The 13,808-nt window shown below is 43.3% G+C and carries 13 protein-coding genes; 4 read left to right on the top strand and 9 right to left on the bottom strand.

Annotated features, from left to right (window positions below; translation table 11 throughout):
* Window positions 1–18: 18 nt before the first annotated feature.
* Complete coding sequence (murJ, locus tag IQP38_RS10370) at window positions 19–1,581, bottom strand: murein biosynthesis integral membrane protein MurJ (RefSeq protein WP_025998736.1); 1,563 nt, start codon at window positions 1,579–1,581, stop codon at window positions 19–21.
* A 305-nt stretch (window positions 1,582–1,886) separates the two neighbouring features.
* Here murJ and rpsT point away from each other — a divergent pair, with 305 nt between their 5' ends.
* Window positions 1,887–2,147 carry a 30S ribosomal protein S20 gene (rpsT, locus tag IQP38_RS10365; RefSeq protein WP_005381938.1) on the top strand — a complete coding sequence of 87 codons (261 nt, stop codon included), beginning with the start codon at window positions 1,887–1,889 and terminating at the stop codon, window positions 2,145–2,147.
* A 304-nt stretch (window positions 2,148–2,451) separates the two neighbouring features.
* Here the strand turns inward: rpsT and IQP38_RS10360 are convergent, their stop codons facing one another.
* Together IQP38_RS10360 and nhaR are read right to left on the bottom strand one after the other, a co-directional pair.
* A complete protein-coding gene (locus IQP38_RS10360; protein ID WP_005381940.1) occupies window positions 2,452–2,760 on the bottom strand; it encodes an ArsR/SmtB family transcription factor in 309 nt (102 codons plus the stop codon).
* Window positions 2,761–3,048: 288 nt separating this feature from the next.
* Entirely contained in the window at window positions 3,049–3,939 is an 891-nt protein-coding gene (gene nhaR / locus IQP38_RS10355; RefSeq protein WP_005381942.1) for a transcriptional activator NhaR, read from the bottom strand.
* Between the two features lie 386 nt (window positions 3,940–4,325).
* Here nhaR and IQP38_RS10350 point away from each other — a divergent pair, with 386 nt between their 5' ends.
* Together IQP38_RS10350 and IQP38_RS10345 are read left to right on the top strand one after the other, a co-directional pair.
* Complete coding sequence (locus IQP38_RS10350; protein WP_025768431.1) at window positions 4,326–5,471, top strand: Na/Pi symporter; 1,146 nt, start codon at window positions 4,326–4,328, stop codon at window positions 5,469–5,471.
* 147 nt (window positions 5,472–5,618) lie between these two features.
* Entirely contained in the window at window positions 5,619–6,761 is a 1,143-nt protein-coding gene (locus tag IQP38_RS10345) for a flavohemoglobin expression-modulating QEGLA motif protein (RefSeq protein WP_017636169.1), read from the top strand.
* A 70-nt stretch (window positions 6,762–6,831) separates the two neighbouring features.
* Here IQP38_RS10345 and IQP38_RS10340 read toward each other — a convergent pair whose 3' ends face one another.
* The 5 genes from IQP38_RS10340 to rppH form a co-directional block, all read right to left on the bottom strand.
* Window positions 6,832–7,683 carry a thymidylate synthase gene (locus IQP38_RS10340; protein WP_017636170.1) on the bottom strand — a complete coding sequence of 284 codons (852 nt, stop codon included), beginning with the start codon at window positions 7,681–7,683 and terminating at the stop codon, window positions 6,832–6,834.
* A 9-nt stretch (window positions 7,684–7,692) separates the two neighbouring features.
* The gene (gene lgt / locus IQP38_RS10335) at window positions 7,693–8,514 is read right to left on the bottom strand and encodes a prolipoprotein diacylglyceryl transferase (protein ID WP_005381948.1); all 822 of its coding nucleotides are present in this window, start codon (window positions 8,512–8,514) and stop codon (window positions 7,693–7,695) included.
* Window positions 8,515–8,601: 87 nt separating this feature from the next.
* Window positions 8,602–9,393 (bottom strand): sulfite exporter TauE/SafE family protein, encoded by a 792-nt coding sequence (locus IQP38_RS10330; RefSeq protein ID WP_005385965.1) that lies wholly within the window; start codon window positions 9,391–9,393, stop codon window positions 8,602–8,604.
* A gap of 6 nt (window positions 9,394–9,399) precedes the next feature.
* A complete protein-coding gene (gene ptsP / locus IQP38_RS10325) occupies window positions 9,400–11,646 on the bottom strand; it encodes a phosphoenolpyruvate--protein phosphotransferase (RefSeq protein WP_193837557.1) in 2,247 nt (748 codons plus the stop codon).
* Window positions 11,647–11,648: 2 nt separating this feature from the next.
* Window positions 11,649–12,170, bottom strand: a complete 522-nt coding sequence (rppH, locus tag IQP38_RS10320) for an RNA pyrophosphohydrolase (protein WP_005381953.1) — start codon at window positions 12,168–12,170, stop codon at window positions 11,649–11,651.
* A 619-nt stretch (window positions 12,171–12,789) separates the two neighbouring features.
* Between rppH and mutH the strand changes: the two genes are divergently transcribed.
* Entirely contained in the window at window positions 12,790–13,470 is a 681-nt protein-coding gene (mutH, locus tag IQP38_RS10315; protein ID WP_017821501.1) for a DNA mismatch repair endonuclease MutH, read from the top strand.
* Window positions 13,471–13,485: 15 nt separating this feature from the next.
* On the opposite strand, the gene IQP38_RS10310 is transcribed toward mutH, so the two are convergent.
* Window positions 13,486–13,797 (bottom strand): DUF6482 family protein, encoded by a 312-nt coding sequence (locus IQP38_RS10310; RefSeq protein ID WP_005381772.1) that lies wholly within the window; start codon window positions 13,795–13,797, stop codon window positions 13,486–13,488.
* Between the last annotated feature and the right edge of the window lie 11 nt (window positions 13,798–13,808).

The raw sequence follows: 13,808 nt of genomic DNA, 5'->3' as shown, positions 1-13,808 counted from the left end.
ATTATATACTAATCACCCTCAGTCTGTCCCAGCTTTTAGGTCTTTTAAACGCGCACCAGTTAAAAATAGAACCACTAGGTAAACTACGGCTCCTAAACCGATCAACATCCCTAGCACCGCGCTTCGGTGAGCAAAGCTCCAGCCCAGCCATACTGACATATCTTCCAGTTGCCATAAGATTGCCGCCACCATCGCCGCGCCAGCAATAGCTAAACGTATAATAAAGAAGACGGTTCGCTTAGTGATTTGGTATACCTCTGCGATGTGCAGGCCACGATACAGCAGTGCCATATTCACAAATGCCGATAGTGCCGTCGCGATAGCCAAGCCAACGTAGCCATAGAAGTACGCAAAAATTGCATTAAATACCATGTTGGTCACCATCGCAATGATGCCGTATTTCACTGGCGTTTTAGTGTCTTGACGCGAGTAATAACCCGGAGCGAGCACTTTAATCAGCATAAAGTTCAACAAGCCTGAAGCGTAAGCAAAGAGTGACAATGATGCTTGATGTACGTCTTGTGGCGAAAACTCACCTCGCATGAATAACACCATCAACATAGGTTTTGCCAGTACCATCAAACCAAGCATTGCAGGAAGGCCAAGTAAGATCACCATGCGCACCCCCCAGTCCATGGTTTGTGCGAATCCTTCATTTTGTGCGTCAACATGTTTGCGTGATAATGCTGGTAAAATCACCGTTGCAATAGCAATACCAAACAGACCTAACGGGAATTCCAACAAGCGATCTGAATAGTACAACCAACTGATCGAACCGGTTTGCAGAAAGCTGGCAATAAAAGTATCAAACAACAAGTTGATTTGGCTTACCGACACACCGAACAAAGCAGGAATCATTAAGGTTCGGATCTTCACCACGCCCGGATCGCGCCAGCCCCATTTCGGCTTAACCATAACCCCCGCTTTAATAAGGAAAGGGATTTGAAATAAGAACTGAACCAAACCACCAAGGAAAACACCGATGGCAAGACCAATCTCTGGCTGTGGCATCTGCGGCGAGATAAACCATGCTGCCAAAATGATCATCACATTGAGGAAGACAGGAGTAAACGAAGAAACCGCAAACTTACCTAGTGTATTGAGAATGGCTCCCGATAGGGCAACAAAAGTGATGAACCATAAATAAGGAAAGGTAATCTTGAGCATCACGCTAGCAAGTTCGAACTTCTCAGCCGCGGGACCACCATGCATCCAGTCTAGGAACCAACCAAAACCAAACAGTGCAGTCACCACTCCGGAACCTAGAACACCTAAGATGGTAACAATTGAGACTATCACCCCTAATGTACCCGCCGCACGAGCAATGAGCTCCCGAGTTTTATTCATGTCGCCTTGAGCATGGCTTTCCGTTAAAACAGGTACAAACGCTTGGGAAAAAGCACCTTCAGCAAACAAACGTCGTAAAAAATTAGGAATTTTATTGGCGAAGAAAAAGACGTCTGCGCTTGCTCCTGCCCCCATTAAATTTGCCACTACAACATCACGAACTAGGCCAAGAACGCGGGAAATAAATGTCATAGCACTGACGATCATGCCAGACTTGAGTAGTCGTTTACTCACTGTAACCTCGGAATATCACCATAAGACAGCTAACCCTATACTGTTTCTCTGACAGGTGCTGTAAATAGACGTCAAAAATCTATCCGCGGGTTGTAAGGAATAAGTGTGCCTTTCGCGGATAATTATTAGCATTGGTATAAAAATGCTGTTAGAATCCCCGCCATCTTAACCGCGATAACCTCTCTTACCAAAATTTGTTTTGGCTTAGATCGGTTTTTGCACAAATCATTTGACATTTAAGCGCAAATGAGGGATATTCCTCGCCCTTAAATTGTCACAGAACTAAGTTTTTGGGAGTTAGACCCTTGGCAAATAGTAAATCTGCTAAGAAGCGCGCTATCCAAGCTGAGAAACGTCGTCAGCACAATGCTAGCCGTCGCTCAATGATGCGTACTTACATGAAGAAAACTGTTGCTGCTATCGAAGCAGGCGACAAAGAAGCTGCAACTGCTGCATTCGCTGTAGTTACACCTATCCTAGACCGCATGGCAACTAAAGGCCTTATTCACAAGAATAAAGCAGCTCGCCATAAGTCTCGTTTCGCTGCACAAATCAAAGCTCTTTAATAGAGTCCTGATTTTACAGTGAAGAAAAAACCGACCTTGTGTCGGTTTTTTTATATCTACAAAGTTTTCTTAATAAAAAAAGCTGGCAATGCCAGCTTTTCTTTTTCTGAATGTCCCATTTAAAGACATCAGCTTATTCATTACCCATATAACGCTCAAACTAGAAAGCACTAATAAAACACTTGAGAACAAAGCAAATTGGTCGATGAGTAGTACCCTATCATCAAAAGTTTAACGCCACTCTCAAATATTCCAACAAGTTAGATTCACACTCTAAGATGAGCAGTATATTAGGACTATTTAATTAATGTTGAGCACTCTCAGCACAATAAAGACTATGCAGTGTTTTTATTAACGCTTTCACTTCATCACTCTTTAATGTGTAGTACACCGTCTGTGCTTCTTTCCTTGTCGTGACTAACTCATCACGGCGAAGCCAAGCAAGATGCTGAGATAATGCCGACTGGCTTAGCTCTAACTTTGCACACAGCTCTCCCACGGACAGCTCTTGGTTATGCAGCATACAAAGGATTTGTAGGCGTCTCTCGTTTGCCATCGCTTTGAGCAACACGACGGCTTTTGCGGAGTTCTGCTCCATTTCTTGTAGATTCATGTGTTGGACCTCTAGCTACAACTTACTTATTCCAACCCTGGCCAGCTTGTTGTGTTGCACTGATTTATATATCTAAGAAAATCAAGATACACTTCCAGAGTCTTCATTATTAGAACCTCTAATTTAGTTGTTAGTGATACACCAATATTATCCACCAAGGATTTTAATTGGTGCGCCATCAATAATTAATAGTTTTGCTCACTAAAACAAGTATCTTGCTTACTTAGATATTATTTAGAATTATATTTTTATTGATAGTAATCTATTTATTTACGCAACGATACGGGTTTACTCAAACATTTGACTGAAATCAGCATCACAAACATTTTTTACCGCGGGGTGTTGGATCATTCGTTCCGCAAAAATCACGTAGTACTCTTCTTTTAGCCCATCGACATGGCCAATTAGCTGTAAATTTCGGTCGTCTTCAATCTCCGACATGTATACGGTCGGTGCCAAGAAAATCACATCATCGTGGTACCGAGCAAAAGCTTTCATCAACGCAACATCATCAAACTCCCCTAGCACATTGGGTTGAAGGCCTTGACGATCAAACCATTGAATAACTTTACGCCCCATAGCCGTTCGGCTCGCGGGAATCAGAAGTTTTTTTTGTTCCAAGATCTCAGGGAATCGCACATTTTCAATTTCAGAAGAAGCAAAAAAGCTCATGCTACTTTCACCCAACTTTTTGCTATAAAGGCCAGGACTTTGAGTAGAATCAACGGGACAATCCGAAAGGATCATATCTAGCTTGTGCTGAGAAAGGCGTTCAAGTAGCAGTTCGTGGGTCGATTCATAACAGCGTAAATGAATACTGTTATCTTCCGGGACGGTCGTCATCAGTACTTTACTGACCAAGCGTTTAGATAATGCATCGGCTACACCAACTTCAAATAGAATGTTCGAGTGCTGGCTGTAATTGACGATATCTAACATCTCATAGCTCAAACCGAACATCCGGTCGGCGTACTTAAACACAAGCTGACCTAACTCAGTGGGCTCAACTGTACGACCATTGCGCTTGGTTAACTTTCCTTTCATGCGCTCTTCAAGCGCTTTAATCTGTCCTGTCACGGTTTGCGGTGTCAGGAAGAGCGCGTCAGCCGCCTTAGTTACAGAGCCCTGTTTGCACACCATCCAGAAATAATAGAGATGGTTGTAGTTTAGATGTGACATGATCGAGTCCCGAAAAGAAAGTGATACTTTTTATACCAAATGTGACAGAGACAAACAATAAACTCGACAAAACCATACAATACCTTACAAAAGCATAAGTTTTACCGAAAGTATAAAGTCAATACTGTCATAAAAGTTGAACTGAGGCGCATTTTCTCTACAAAAAAAACGCAAAAACCAAACAAAACGAAACCAAAATTTAACCACTAAAATCAACAAGTTAAAAATTAATTTTCTTCTTCTTTTACGCCATTATCAAAAAGAACAATAAAAATCTCTCACAGCAAGAAATCTGTAATATTACTGAAATATTTATTCTCTAACATCGCCCGCAGATTCAACTACAGACCGAAAAATGAACTGAAAGGTCAACGGAGAAAATTATGATGAACCAAGCTACTTCAACAGTGGCACCAATTTCGAGCACAGCTCGTTGGTTACGCTGGGCTAACTTGGCATTCATGTTATATCTGCTTCTTCTAGCAGTATCTATGGTTGGTAGTGGCTTTAAATGGGCAACTGGCGATCAAGCTAAGGTGCTATTTGAATTTGCCGCACACCCAGTTGCAGGTCTAATGATCGGCTTGGTGGCAACAGCCTTAATTCAGTCTTCAAGTACTGTAACGTCTATTATTGTAGGCTTGGTTGCAGGTGGCTTACCTGTAGAAACCGCTATCCCTATGGTGATGGGTGCTAACATTGGTACCACAGTGACCAATACGCTTGTATCTCTTGGCCACGTGCGCTGTAAAGAAGAGTTCAAACGTGCATTTGCAAGTGCAACCATTCACGACTTCTTCAACTTGCTTGCTGTCGCTATTTTCCTTCCGTTGGAAATGATGTTCGGCATTTTAGAGAAAGTTTCTCACTGGCTTGTTTCTCCACTGCTTGCTACTGGTGATATGAGCATTAAAGGCTTCAACTTTATTAAACCAATTACAAAGCCAGTCGTAGGCGCAATTAAAGAGCCACTTTCTACCTTCGGTGATACTGTTGGCGGCGTCATGCTTATTGCTTTGGGTATTGCGACTATCTTCGTTGCAATCACAGTGATGGGTAAATTGATGAAGAGCCTAATGGTTGGTCGCGCACGTGAAATTTTGAAAAACGCCATCGGTCGTGGTCCTATTCACGGCATCGTATCAGGCTCAATCGTGACCGTTCTAGTACAATCTTCCTCAACCACGACAAGTTTAATGGTTCCGTTGGTTGGTACTGGCGTGTTGAAAGTACGAGATATCTACCCTTTCACTCTGGGTGCTAACATTGGTACTTGTATTACGGCACTACTAGCAGCGACAGCGGTATCTGGAGAGTTCGCAGTATTCGCACTACAAATCGCTCTAGTCCACTTAGTGTTTAACATCATGGCGACGCTGTTTATCTTTGGAATTCCATTCCTACGTGAGATTCCGGTTAAAGGCGCTGAGATGATTTCTGAAATGGCTATTAAGAATAAAGCTGTTGTTGGTGGTTACCTAATGTCAGTATTCGTTATTCTACCAGGTGCAATTCTAGCCCTAACAACGTAACAACAACGACATACCATCGCTTATTGTTTAGGCTCCACATCGTGGAGCCTTTTTTATGATAATTAAACTGTTCAAATCGATTGTCCGGTGATAATTTGAGCCACATCAGCATGCTTATGCTGAGCTATCTCATTTGGAGTCGACAACATGACGCAGCTTAATGACGCTATTTCTGATCAGCTACTCGCAATAGACGAAAACCTAACCCAACTGGTTGCTGATATTGATATCCTCAGTAGCGTGAATCCTCTTAATTATGCTCAAGAAAGAGAACGTTTCATTAAAAACAAATATTCTCAAGAGCCTAATTTTCAATATTCAATTACTAACGTAGATACCCACAGCGCAAAGCGACGCCTATATGAGCTACCTCTAGAAAACATTCAAGACACCCAACTGCAGAGGCTATACGCGGATGTAATTCAGTCTTATGCAGATAAACTGGATCAAGTGAATACCATCGGCACGCAAGAGTTTCTTTATAACTCCTTACGCTATTATGGGGAACCGAGCGCCAAAGATATTGCCAACGCCCATTTCATATTGCACCTTCCTACAGAAGAAGAAAAAGAACCTCAGCACGATAGCCGTGCAATAGCACGTTTCATGCAAAATTTTGCTCAACGCAATGGGTATGAATGTGAAATACAGGTGTTGGACGGGATGTTAGCAAACGCACTAGTTTCAGGGTCTCGAGTCAAAATTAACCACGCGGCGTACATCACCACTGATGAGCTGGAGGCTCTTGCACATCATGAAATGGGAGTACATCTCCTGACTACGCTTAACGGTCGTCAACAACCGCTAAAAGTCCTGAGCTTAGGTTGTCCTGCCAATACCAACACTCAAGAAGGGCTGGCTATATTATGTGAGTATCTGTCAGGACATTTCAGTATCAAGCGCCTAAGAACCTTAGCCTTACGAGTTCTGGCAGTAGAGTCGATGATCAAGGATCGCGATTTCCGCCATACGTTCATGCTATTAAAAGAACAGTATAAAGCTTCTGATCTTCAAGCATTTACAACGACTGCCCGAGTGTATCGAGGTGGAGGTTTAACGAAGGATTACTTGTATCTTAGAGGATTCCGAGAGGTGCTCAATGCCTATGATAAATTGGGCGATGACTTTTCACTATTGTTGTGCGGGAAAACGGAGCTGAAGTACTTTGAGCTTATCCGTTCATTAGTGAGTAAAGAAATATTCACTCAACCTAAGTTTATTAGCCCGGCACTGTCCAAACCGATGCAGACCAACCCAATTCACCGTTATATTGTCAGTGCACTAAAATAATACCTTCTAAGTACAAAAAAGAAAAAAGCTCCATTCGGAGCTTTTTCTATATCTTGAAGAACGATACTCGTTACACTGAGAATGGGTAACGAATAGGATCGTGATGCTCGTACCCTTCAACCCAAAAGTCATCCAGTGTGACCCATGTTTCCAAATCTTCTAGAGATTTAATCTCTGGGTTGATATGGAACGTCGGCGCTTTTAATGGCTCACGTTTCAACTGAACATCGCGCATCAGTTCAAGCTGGTCTTCATAAATGTGAGCATTCACAATCTTATGAAATGCCTGACCAGGTTTCTTGCCCGTAATTTGCGCAATAATCGCCAAGAACACGTAAACTTGAACCATATTGAAGTTTAAGCCAAGCGGTACATCACACGAACGCTGAGTACTATTCAGGTAAAGCGTATCATCCAGCAATGAAAAATGGTGACTGTACATACAAGGACGCAAGCACCCCATGTGGAACTCACCCGGGTTGTAGAAGTTCAAGATTTCACCGCGGTCATCAACGCCACGCGTTAAGTCATCCACTATCTTACGTAGCTGGTCAACATGACCACCATCAGGTTTCGCCCAGGCGCGCCCTTGAACCCCATAGACACGGCCCATGTCGTCTTCGCCTTTACGGTATGGGTTATTCAACCAGGCATCATTTAGGTTGGCATTGGCATCCCAGGTTTTCGTGCCCAGCTTACGAAAATCTTCCGCATTATCGTAACCACGAATGTACCCTAGTAGCTCTGCAACGGCTGCTTTCCAAAAACTTTTACGTGTGGTGACCAACGGAAATTGATTGTTCGCAACATCGTAGGTTAAATCCGCGTTGATTACGGTCAGGCAGCGCTTGCCTGTACGCTCATTTTCAACCCAAACACCTTGGTCAACGATGCGTTGACACAAATCTAAATACTGTTTCACACCAATACCTTACTTCGTCTTTTGTGGTAATTCGTCTTTGTAATGACCACGTTTGTATGCCCAAACCATCATGAGGACACCGATAACCACCATTGGCAGGGATAAAATCTGTCCCATGGAAATAAAGCCACCGAATAAACCCAAATGAGCGTCTGGTTCGCGCACGTACTCAACTAAGAAGCGGAATGTACCATATCCAGCTAAAAATAGCCCTGAAACAGAACCTAGAGGACGAGGTTTCTTGATGAACCAATTCAAGATGAAGAAAAGTACGATACCTTCAAGCGCCATTTCATAAAGCTGCGATGGATGACGTGGCAGTGGACCGCCATTTGGGAAAACGATCGCCCAAGGCACATCCGTTACTCGGCCCCACAACTCGCTGTTCATGAAGTTACCTAAACGCCCCATACCCAAACCAAATGGCACAAGCGGCGCGATAAAGTCAGCAACACCGAAGAAAGTTCGCCCGTTTTTGTGTGCATACCAGAACATCGCAGTAATCACACCCAGTAAGCCCCCGTGGAAAGACATACCACCGGTCCACACTTTAAATAGATACAAAGGGTCAGCCAGGAAGAGCTCAAAATTGTAGAAAAGCACGTAGCCTACACGGCCACCAATCACCACGCCAAGGAAGCCTGCGAACAACAAATCAGAAACCTGCTCTCGTGTCCAACCACTTCCAGGCTTATCCGCACGTCGGTTCGCTAACCATAGAGCAAACATAAAGCCCACAAGGTACATCAAACCGTACCAACGAACCGAAACAGGACCAATAGAGATTAAAACCGGATCAATATTGGGAAATTCAATATATCCCTGAGACATAAATCATTCTCTTCTTATCACAACAAAATAAATATACCCAAGTAACCTCTAGATGCTTGGTTCAGCGAGAATGACTTGGGTACAAACTTAGAGCAGCATGGTCGCTGCAACAAACATTAAGAACACCGCGAATATCTTTTTTAATACCGCAGTTGGAAGGTTAGTTGCCAGCTTCGCACCCACTTTTGTTGTGAGCATCGAGGCCATAGCAATCGCTAATAAAGCGGGAAGATAAACATAACCAATACTGTATGAAGGTAAGCCTTCCACTTTATAGCCATGTAAGATGAAGCCGATCATACCAGAAATAGCAATCACGCAACCACAAACGGAGGATGAGCCCACCGCTTTACGCATCTCTATCCCATGTTTATTTAAAAATGGTACCGACAGTGAGCCACCACCAATACCAGCAAGGCTTGATACGACACCAATTCCCGTGCCGTAAACTACAGTCACAGGGCTGCTCGGCATAGGTTTACTGCTCGTAACTTTAATGGAACGAAACATTTGTACTGACAGGCAAAGAACAATGACACCAAACACTTTCGGCAAATAGTGTGTAGGGATCCACTCAGCAATATTGGCACCAACAAAGCCACCAATGACCACACCAGGCATCAACCATTTTACGACAAACATATCGACATTGCCGAGCTTAAGGTGATTCATCGCCGATGAGCCAGACGTGACAATAATACTCGCTAACGAAGTGGCTAAGGCCATGTGCATACTCATTTCTGGAGAGATCCCAGCAAGAGGAAGCAAATACAACAAGGCAGGAACAACAATCAAACCACCACCGATACCGAGTAACCCCGCCATCACACCCACAAAAGCGCCTAGCGCCAACAATAACAAAAATAAAGAGACGGTCACGATTTCCTACTTTTTACCTGCACGGATAAAGCCCGCAAAGCCCTGTTGAATGAAGAAGTCATGCATCATTTGATGAATGTCCTCCCCATAGGACTTTGTCATTGCTTGCTCCGCTAATTTTTCTAATTCTTCTTGTTGGCTATGACGAATCAAATATTTCACCTTAGCCACATTGGAGGTGTTCATACTCAAACTGGTATACCCTAACCCAAGTAAGAGAAGAGCGCCAAATGGATCACCCGCTAGCTCACCACAAATACACACGGGCACCTGATATTTATCACACACCTCATGGATTTGCTTAAGCGCTAACAGTACCGCAGGATGCATAGATTCATAGACATCCGCTACGCGCGAATTGTTCCTATCTACCGCTAATAAATACTGAGTTAAATCGTTTGTCCCGACAGAAACAAAATCAACACGGTGAGCAATCGTTGGCAACAGATACACCATCGATGGTACTTCAATCATGACCCCAATTTGTGGGAATTGAATTCTATCATCAAGCAAAACGGCTTCGCTGTGAGCTTGATTAATCAAGCTAATGGCATCGTCTAGCTCTTTTACCCCTGACACCATTGGCAATAAGATACTTAAGTTTCCGCTTTCTGCACTCGCTCTTAACATTGCACGCAGCTGGATCAAGAAAATGTCTGGATGATCCAATGTAAAACGAATGCCACGCCAGCCTAGAAACGGATTATCTTCTTCGATGGGCAAATACGGCAAAGGTTTGTCACCACCAATATCCAAAGTACGCATCACTACTCGTTGATTCGGATAGCTGTTAAGTATTGCTTGGTATTGATGATACTGCTCATCTTCCGAAGGAAAGTGATGCTGGAGTAAAAATGCAATCTCAGTTCGGTACAACCCAACACCATCAACACCTGTGTTGATGGCAATATTACTGTCTGCACTGAGTCCCGCATTCAGCATAATTTCGATATGGTGATTATCTTGCGTAACCGCAGGGAGTGCGAGGTCCTTGTTTACCATGGCAAACAGTTCAGACTCTTCGCTTACTAAGCTGCGATACTCTCGCAACAACTGGCGGTTTGGCTCTAAGAAGATCTCACCCGTATAGCCGTCGACTATCCCGAGTTTGCCATTCACCACATCCGGATTAATGTTGGCGCCCATGGCTGCAGGGACCCCAAGAGCTCGAGATAAAATGGCAGCGTGAGAGTTTGCGCCTCCCTCTAATGATACGACGGCTAACAAAAACTCTTTAGGTACAGAAGCGAGCAAGGTGGCAGTGAGTTCGTTCGCCACCAAAATAATGGGACGATCAATTGCAGAATTTTCTTGCTCACTGTTGTGCAGAAAATAGAGCAGCCTTTGCCCTAACTCTCGGATATCTTGCGCTCTTTCACGCATGTATACATCCGACATTCTGGCAAATCGATTCGAGTATGACTCTACAACTTGGCGTAACGCCCAGTCTGCCCTGTCTCCTTTTTCAATCTGCTTCTTCAAATCACCGCGAAGCATCGGATCATTCAGTAAGTGAGTAAACAGATCGAAGATCGCCAGCGCATCTTTGTTGATTTCACTGTCCAGCTTTTTCCGCATACGGCGAAAGTCATTTAACGCTCGCTCTATGGCCACCAGTAATGTCTCGTGCTCGCGTTCCTTATCTAACGTGGACGAAGGGAAAACATCCGATAAACTCGGCTGGGTATTGTCGAACCAAAACTCTCCAATCGCGACACCAGTAGACGCAGGCAAACCTTTTAATACCGTGGGTTTAGATGCTAACTGCCAATGCCCAAGATTCTGCGCATGTGCAATGAGCACCGCTAACTGAGCGGATAAGGTAACAAGAAACGATTCTTCCATTTCACTAAACAAGCGCGGCGTTTTTTGTTGGATCACCAACACACCTAAAACTTGTTTACGATGAATGATTGGAGTAGCTAAAAAAGAGTGGTAAATCTGTTCGCCGAGTTGAGGAAAGAATTTGAACTCGGGGTGTTTTGAGGCTTCGGCAAGGTTAAGGGGTTCAGCGCTTCGTTTTACCAACCCAACCAAGCCTTCATTGAAGTTGATATGAATACTATCACCTTCAAAAATAAGGCCTTGAGTTGCCATTAACTCAAGGCGCTGCATTTCTTCATTAGCAAGATAGATAGTACAGCACTCAGTACTAAGGGCAGCACAAGTCTCTTTCACCAATATATCGAGTGCCAGATGCACATCATCGACCCTGGAGACTTTCTCAACTATTTCCCTTAGCTGACTGAGCATGATTATCCTCTACGTTGCTTTTTTCTTTTCCCTTTCGCTTTTCTCTCTCGAAAAGGCATGGCTAAGGATGCAAATTCTTTCATCGCTCGTCGATAAACATCTCGCTTGAAAGAAACAACTTGCCTAACTGGATACCAGTAACTTACCCAGCGCCAACCATCAAATTCAGGGGATTTTCCGCGTTGCATATTAATGCGAGACTCATCGCATTCTAATCTCAGCAGAAACCATTTCTGTTTTTGGCCGATACAAACAGGCTTGGAGTCCCAACGCACCAATCGCTTTGGTAGCTTATATCTTAACCAATGACGACTTGTTGCAATGATCTTAACGTCTTTTTTCGTTAAACCGACTTCTTCGTATAACTCCCTGAACATGGCTTGTTCAGGGGTTTCACCTTCGTCAATCCCACCTTGTGGAAATTGCCATGAGTGTTGCCCGTATCGTTTAGCCCAGAAGACCTGACCATGGTTATTACATATCACAATACCAACATTAAGTCGGTAACCATCGCCATCTATCACTGGCTAACCTCTATGAATAAATTTTTTATTACCGTGATTTTTCCACATATCCCCATTACTAGCAAACTTACTGATGTGATATGAGCAAGATTTATTACCTTTTCAGCATTTTTGGATATCTTTTAATCAAACCATACCTTATCAACACAAGAGTGAGACATTGCCCACATTTATTCACCTTTTCTGTGAATAACTTTGTGAAGAATTCAATTCAAATGAGTAATTCAGTTCAATCCCATCAAAAGCAAAACAGATGAAGAAACAAAAAAATAAACATAAAACATTGATAAAAAAGTATTTATTTTTAAAAACAACGATAATTCGATCTTCAGTTTCTTGATGATCTTTTCACCAAACTCAGATCGGTCAAAGATCCACCAACAGGCTATTTATCCACACTCACCTGCTATTCGTTTAGATGATTACAACAAAATCAACCCCAAAAATGCATTTTAACCCCTGTTTATTCATACAGACCTCGTCAGGATCTTATCAATACCTCCTCCACCTGTGGATAAGTTATGAATTGATCGTTCTTACACCGCCTCGGTGAAATCTTAAACAGTAGATTTGGTCGGAGTTTGATAAACTATATTTTTTGTAATACCACCTTGTAACTATGAAACCAGAACCACAAACAGAAGCAGAGCTATTGGAACGAGCGCATGATATGGCAGGACTCAGTTTTGCTGAGTTGGCCGCCGAGGCGAATATGATTGTTCCTGAAAACTTAAAACGTGATAAAGGTTGGGTGGGTCAATTACTCGAATGGCACTTGGGCGCTCCAGCTGGCAGTAAACCTCAACAAGATTTCGCAAAACTAGGGATCGAGTTGAAAAGTATTCCGATCAGTTACTCTGGCAAACCTTTAGAAACAACCTTTGTTTCTGTGGCCCCCCTCACTGGTGTTCATGGTCTTACATGGGAAACAAGTCATGTTCGAAACAAGCTATCTCGTGTGCTTTGGGTACCCGTAGAAGGAGAACGAGAAATCCCACTCGCTGAAAGACGTGTGGGCAGTCCACTCATTTGGTCACCAGATGAAGAAGAAGAACGGATTTTGCGAAATGACTGGGAAGAGTTAATGGAGATGATCGTCTTGGGAAGATTTGATCAAATTTCCGCCAGACACGGAGAAGCGCTGCATCTTCGCCCTAAAGCCGCAAATGCAAAAGCGCTCACCGAAGCATATAACTCAAATGGTAAGCCGATGAAAACTCTGCCCCGAGGCTTTTACCTTAGAACACAGTTTACTGAACAGATCTTACTCAAGCACTACATTAACACTCAACCAGAATAAAACTATATCAGCTATTTAGTGCGTCACGAGCGATAACTCAATATCGCAGTACGAGGCTGCCTCTTCAGTGCCACATTCGTCATACGCATTACGCAGCCTTAAATACGCTTTATCGACCCCTAGCCTCAATAATTCTTCTTTTACTAAGTCTAGAGAGCCAAAATGTATCGGGTCTTCACCGTCTTTAATCGGCTCAAGTTGATGCTTGTACTCCACAGCTAAAAGATAGTCAGAGACATCAGAACACCCAATCACAAATACTTTGGGAGTTTTATAAGTATCTTTATGTGGACCATGTAGCCACATGTCCAATTGATGCTTCTGCATAACATACCTCC

Source organism: Vibrio sp. OPT41 (genome assembly GCF_015163595.1).
In the GTDB taxonomy this organism is placed as follows: Bacteria; Pseudomonadota; Gammaproteobacteria; order Enterobacterales; family Vibrionaceae; genus Vibrio; species Vibrio alginolyticus.
This window is presented reverse-complemented; position numbering and strand designations above follow the sequence as displayed.

Excerpts from the sequence above, each read along its gene's own strand:
- mutH (WP_017821501.1), top strand. The coding sequence starts at position 12,790 with ATGAAACCAGAACCACAAACAGAAGCAGAGCTATTGGAACGAGCGCAT.
- ptsP (WP_193837557.1), bottom strand. The coding sequence starts at position 11,646 with ATGCTCAGTCAGCTAAGGGAAATAGTTGAGAAAGTCTCCAGGGTCGAT.
- IQP38_RS10350 (WP_025768431.1), top strand. The coding sequence starts at position 4,326 with ATGAACCAAGCTACTTCAACAGTGGCACCAATTTCGAGCACAGCTCGT.
- IQP38_RS10345 (WP_017636169.1), top strand. The coding sequence starts at position 5,619 with ATGACGCAGCTTAATGACGCTATTTCTGATCAGCTACTCGCAATAGAC.
- nhaR (WP_005381942.1), bottom strand. The coding sequence starts at position 3,939 with ATGTCACATCTAAACTACAACCATCTCTATTATTTCTGGATGGTGTGC.
- lgt (WP_005381948.1), bottom strand. The coding sequence starts at position 8,514 with ATGTCTCAGGGATATATTGAATTTCCCAATATTGATCCGGTTTTAATC.
- IQP38_RS10360 (WP_005381940.1), bottom strand. The coding sequence starts at position 2,760 with ATGAATCTACAAGAAATGGAGCAGAACTCCGCAAAAGCCGTCGTGTTG.
- IQP38_RS10310 (WP_005381772.1), bottom strand. The coding sequence starts at position 13,797 with ATGCAGAAGCATCAATTGGACATGTGGCTACATGGTCCACATAAAGAT.